The sequence below is a fragment of the Kordia jejudonensis genome (genome assembly GCF_001005315.1).
GTDB lineage: Bacteria > Bacteroidota > Bacteroidia > Flavobacteriales > Flavobacteriaceae > Kordia > Kordia jejudonensis.
In genome coordinates this window covers 1-5,098 of sequence record NZ_LBMG01000100.1, presented here as the reverse complement: position 1 = coordinate 5,098, position 5,098 = coordinate 1, and the positions used below count along the sequence as shown (strand labels likewise).

At 37.2% G+C, this 5,098-nt stretch carries 2 protein-coding genes; both read right to left on the bottom strand.

All coding sequences use genetic code 11. The annotated features are described in order from the left end of the window. A partial coding sequence (locus tag AA089_RS23995) for an L-type lectin-domain containing protein (RefSeq protein WP_241480030.1) occupies positions 1-3,927 on the bottom strand: 3,927 nt, incomplete at its 3' end. Between the two features lie 333 nt (positions 3,928-4,260). Next, a partial coding sequence (locus AA089_RS22585) for a T9SS type B sorting domain-containing protein (RefSeq protein ID WP_046759295.1) occupies positions 4,261-5,098 on the bottom strand: 838 nt, incomplete at its 5' end.

Genomic DNA, 5,098 nt, shown 5'->3' with positions numbered 1-5,098 from the left:
ATCAAAAAGCTGAAAACCATCATTGTCTTCATCACAGATATCTGCCACGAGCATCCCATTTGGATTCAGGGTTGGACTTGGCAATGGATTAACCGTAATGTTAAAGGTAATCGTGTTTTGACAGCCTGTAGTATCATTGGTCGCCAATACAAAGATGGTTTGTACCCCAATTTCTGTATTGCTATATGCTGCAGGATCTGTAATTGGTGTGTTACTCGCCAAATCAGCAGCATTGGCAAAGTAGTCTAAACTAATCCCTGGCGCATTGTTGAGTAATTGTTCTGAGAGTGATGAAAGATCAAATACTTCAATTCCGTCATTTAAACTTACCGCATCACAGGTTTCTAAACCTGGCAATTGTACAAGTGCTGGCAGTTCATTGACAATGAGTGTAAGATTAGTTACTCTAAAACAGCTAGTAGTTAAATCATCCACACGTACCCAAATAACTTGTGAGTTTGGTGTGATGTTGCTGTAGGCATTTACATTATTGATTTCTCCTGCGCCAGTACCTAAGTTGGCATTGGCCAGTGTATTGTAATACCGAACTGGATGTGTTAGTGGATCTTCTCCGTTTAGAATATCAGCCTCGCTTAGCGTTAAATCGAACTGAGCAATACCATCAGTATCAGTATCACATTCTTCCAGTGTAGCCGCATCTAAGGCAGCAATCTCAGGGGCATCATTCACGATTAAATCAAGTGGTACAACATTGAAACATCCCGTAAGGACATTTTCCGCACGTACATAAATGGTTTGCATATCCGCATTGATGTTCGTATAGGTATCAGGAAGTGGATTGACATCATTATCAGCATCTTCTGGCGTTTCGTGGTAGGTTACTAAGATATCCGTAGTCATTCCGCCAGTAACTTCATTTTCAGTACTTCTTATATCAAAGATTCCAAAACCATCGTTGTCGGTGTCGCAGTATTCAAGTGCAGTAGGCACATTCGCTACTGGCGATTCGCTCACAACAATATTGAAATTCGTAATACTGAAACATCCTGTGATTCCATTTTCTACACGTGCAAAAATCATTTGTGGATTGCTGATGTTGGTATATGGCGAGACAAGTGGATTGTTATTATTTTCCGCATCAGCCTGACTCAAATAGTATTGAACAGAAAGCCCCGTTTGTGTTCCGATGATTTCAGCATTTTTTATATTTAAATCGATTGCAGTAAAACCATCTGAGACATCATCATCACAAACAATTAAATTTGTTGGTATTGTTATAGTTGGCGGACTATCAAAGATTAGATCAAAATCCGTAATTGCATAACAGTCGTTTCCAACTTCAGTACTTTCAACTCGTACAGAAATAGTTTCATTATTTGAGCCATTGTATAGTGTTGGTAGCGGATTTACATTGTTGTTAGCATCTAATGGATTGGCATGGAATGATATGTTGAAATCAGCGGCATTTTGTCCACCTAAAATATCTGTTTCTTGCTGTGAGAGATCAAAAATTTCACTACCATCATTATCAAAGTCACAAGCAATCATATTGTTAGGTTGATTTGCGACAGGTTGTGTATTTAGGCAAACTTCAAAATTTGTAGTATCTGCACAATCAGGATTTGCGATACTTTCCACACGAACGTATATTCGTTCACATTGTGCTGTGTTTGTGTATGGAAATACGAGTGCATTTACACCATCATTAGCATCTAGTTGATTTAAATGATAGGTAACTAAGAATAGATTTGGATCTTGCGTTCCGAGTGCTAAAAGGTCAAGATTTGAAAAATTGAAAGCATTTACACCATCGTTTGAAGCATCATCACAGACACTAAAATCAGCTATTGGATTCGCTACAGGAATTTCATTTAGTAAAATTTGAAAAGAAGTAGTCGCAAAGCAGTCATTTCCAACTTCAGTACTTTCAATTCGAACAAATATGATTTCATTATTAATACCATTATACATCGTGGATAGTGGACTAGCATCATTTGTGGCATCCGTTTGATTTGCATGAAACGATATGTTGAAATCTGTGGCGTTTTGAGTTCCTAAGATATCAGCTTCTTGTTGTAATAAGTCAATCATCTCAACATTATCATTTCCTGTATCACACACCATTATTTCATTAGGTTGATTGGCAATTGGCTGCGTATTTACACAAACTTCAAAATTTGTCGTTGCTAAACAAGCTGAGTTTGTATCGTTTTCAACACGTACATATATGCGTTCGCATTGTGCTGTATTTGTGTATGGAAATACGAGTGCATTTACACCATTATCAGCATCTAGTTGACTTAAATGATAGGTAACCGAAAATAGATTTGGATCTTGTGTACCAAGTACTGTAATATTAAGGTTTGAAAAATCAAAGGCGTTTATTCCATCGTTAGAAGCATCATCACAGACACTAAAATCAGCTACGGTATTGGCAATAGGAGTTTCATTTACAAACAATTGAAAAGAACTTATCGCAAAACAATCGTTTCCAACTTCAGTACTTTCAACCCTAATAAATATAAATTCACTATCTGTACCGTTATACATAGTAGCAAGTGGATTGGCGTCATTAGCAGCATCTATTTGAGAAGCGTGAAAAGTGATATTGACATCAGCCGTATTTTGAGTTCCCAATATGTCGGGTTCTTGCAATGAAAGATTAAATGTTTCAGTACCGTCGTTTCCTATGTCGCACGCTATCATGTCATTTGGTTGATTGGCGTTTGGTTGCGTATTTACACAAACTTCAAAACTTGTTGTCGCAAAACAAGCTATATTAGAGCTATTCTGAATACGAACAAATATTTCTTCACATTGCAATGTGTTATTGTATGGAAATGTTAATGGGTTCAAGTTGCCATTTGCATCAGAAAGACTTAAATGATACGATACATCATATATGTTAGGATCTTGCGTGCCTAACACGGTACTATCTAAATTTGTAAAGTTAAACGGAACAGTGCCGTCATTGGTAAGATCGTCACAAACAGCAAAATCATTTATAGGGTTTGCTATCGGAAGCGGATCCAATGTAATGGTAAAACTTTCTTGAATTATTTCTGCACAACTATTTGTAATGCTTACCGTATATGTTGTGGTAGTAGTAGGACTGAATGTAGGATTTGGAATAGATGGATTACTAACACCAGTAATTGGCGTCCATGTATAAGAAGTTGCGCCTGTAACTGTTGCATCAATAGAATCAACGATATTACCAGGACAAATATTTTGATCGTTTAACGATAATGAATTTGCAAATGATACATAATCAAAACAAACACGTTGTAAATTTACAGCTCCACCCGTAGATCCTGTAAATCCGAAAAAGGCATTTGTATTTCCTCCAAAAAGTGTATTTACAATATTGCCAGAGAAAGAAAGTCGCAATACACAATCAAAATACACATCTATGGTTGTGGTTGCTGCTGTCCATTCTATTCGAATAATATGTTCTACACCATCTTCAATATTTGTTGATGTCGCTGAAGCTTGAATTGGTCCAGCCAAACTAGTACCTGCATTGTGATTATTATTACCATTGCTCACTATTCCAATATGGTCAAAAAACGGATCACCTAATTCATTATTTTGCCAAGTATCAAACTCTACAGCTAATGAGTTACCAATACCTTCGTATCCCATTCCACCACCAGGATTTCCAATTTGAGGTGCAGCATTATTTTTTAGAATAAATGTAATTCCGTCCGCACCGTTAGCATCATTTGTACCAAAAAAACCTCTAAATTCTATGACAAAATCATTTGTCATGTCAATGGGCGTTCCTGACCAAATAGCTCCAGATTGAAAATTGATATTCTCTGTAATTTCAAAGCAATCGCCTCCAATATCATTAGCATCTCCAATTAATGAAGGCATTAGTTGTGCATGAAGTTGAGAGCTAAATAGTATAAAAATTACTAAAATGCTTTTTATGGTTAAATGGATTCCTCTTTTTAAAGTCATTGTCTCACAAATATATAGGGCAAATATGATGATTTATCTTTTTAATGTAAAATGATTTATAGATTCTTTTGGCATCTTGTTTTTACACAAGTTTGATGCTTACGTAAAAATAAAACACTTACATTCTATATACATAACAATTGAAACGGTTGAAATCCGACTTTTAAGATGAAGTGATTTTTGTTTATACCACACAAAAAAACCGAAGACAAAATGACTTCGGTTTTTTTATGAATTTTATTTTCTCTCTATTCTCTATTCTCTATTCTCTATTCTTTGTTCTTTACTCTTTCATCTCTTCTCTTTTCTCTCTTTTCTCTCTTCAACAGAAATCTATCGTTTCAACGTAAAATGATTAATAAATTCCTTTGGTGTTCCATCAAATGGATCTACATATTCCACTCTAAACCAATAATCTGCTGATGGCATCAGGTTTCCGTTGAATGTTCCGTCCCAGCCTGGTCCTGCAGGACTGATCTGTTTTAAGAGTTTTCCATACCGATCAAAGATAAATATCTTCGCTGATGGCTGATTCTGTAATCCGATGATATTCCATGTTGGGTTAAACGCATCTCCATTTGGCGTGAAGAACTCCATAAAGTCAATCAGTCCAAAGGTTTTTATAATCTCTCCACATCCATTGGTATCTCGTACGGTAATGGTATGTTGTCCTGGCTCTAGGTCTGTAAAGATGCCTGCTGTTTGCCACTGTCCATCATCGAGTTGATACTCATAACTTCCCGAGCCGCCTGAGGCTGTCGCCGTGACATTGTGAAGGTCTGAAAAGGCCGGTGTGTTCACTGCAATGTCTAACGCACTTGGCGCTGAAGAAGCTGTATAACTCACACTATCATCAAAGGTACAGTTGGTCGTATTGTTGTTGTCGGTTACAATCACGCTGTACGTTCCTGCTTCTGCCACTTCTACCGTGGCTGTGGTAGCTGTTCCACTTGGTGTTGTCCACTGATAACTGTATCCTGCTCCAAAGTCTACACCAATGGTTCTGATGTCGAGGGCTTGCCCTGTAACTGGATCTACACATAGTACATCATCTGCTGGCAAGGTAAATACAGGGAGCGGATTCACGCCTAATGTTATCAGAATGGTATCTGACAAACAGCCTGTCATGGTTTGTCTTACTCTGACATAGAGTGTTTGTGGATTGGAAGTA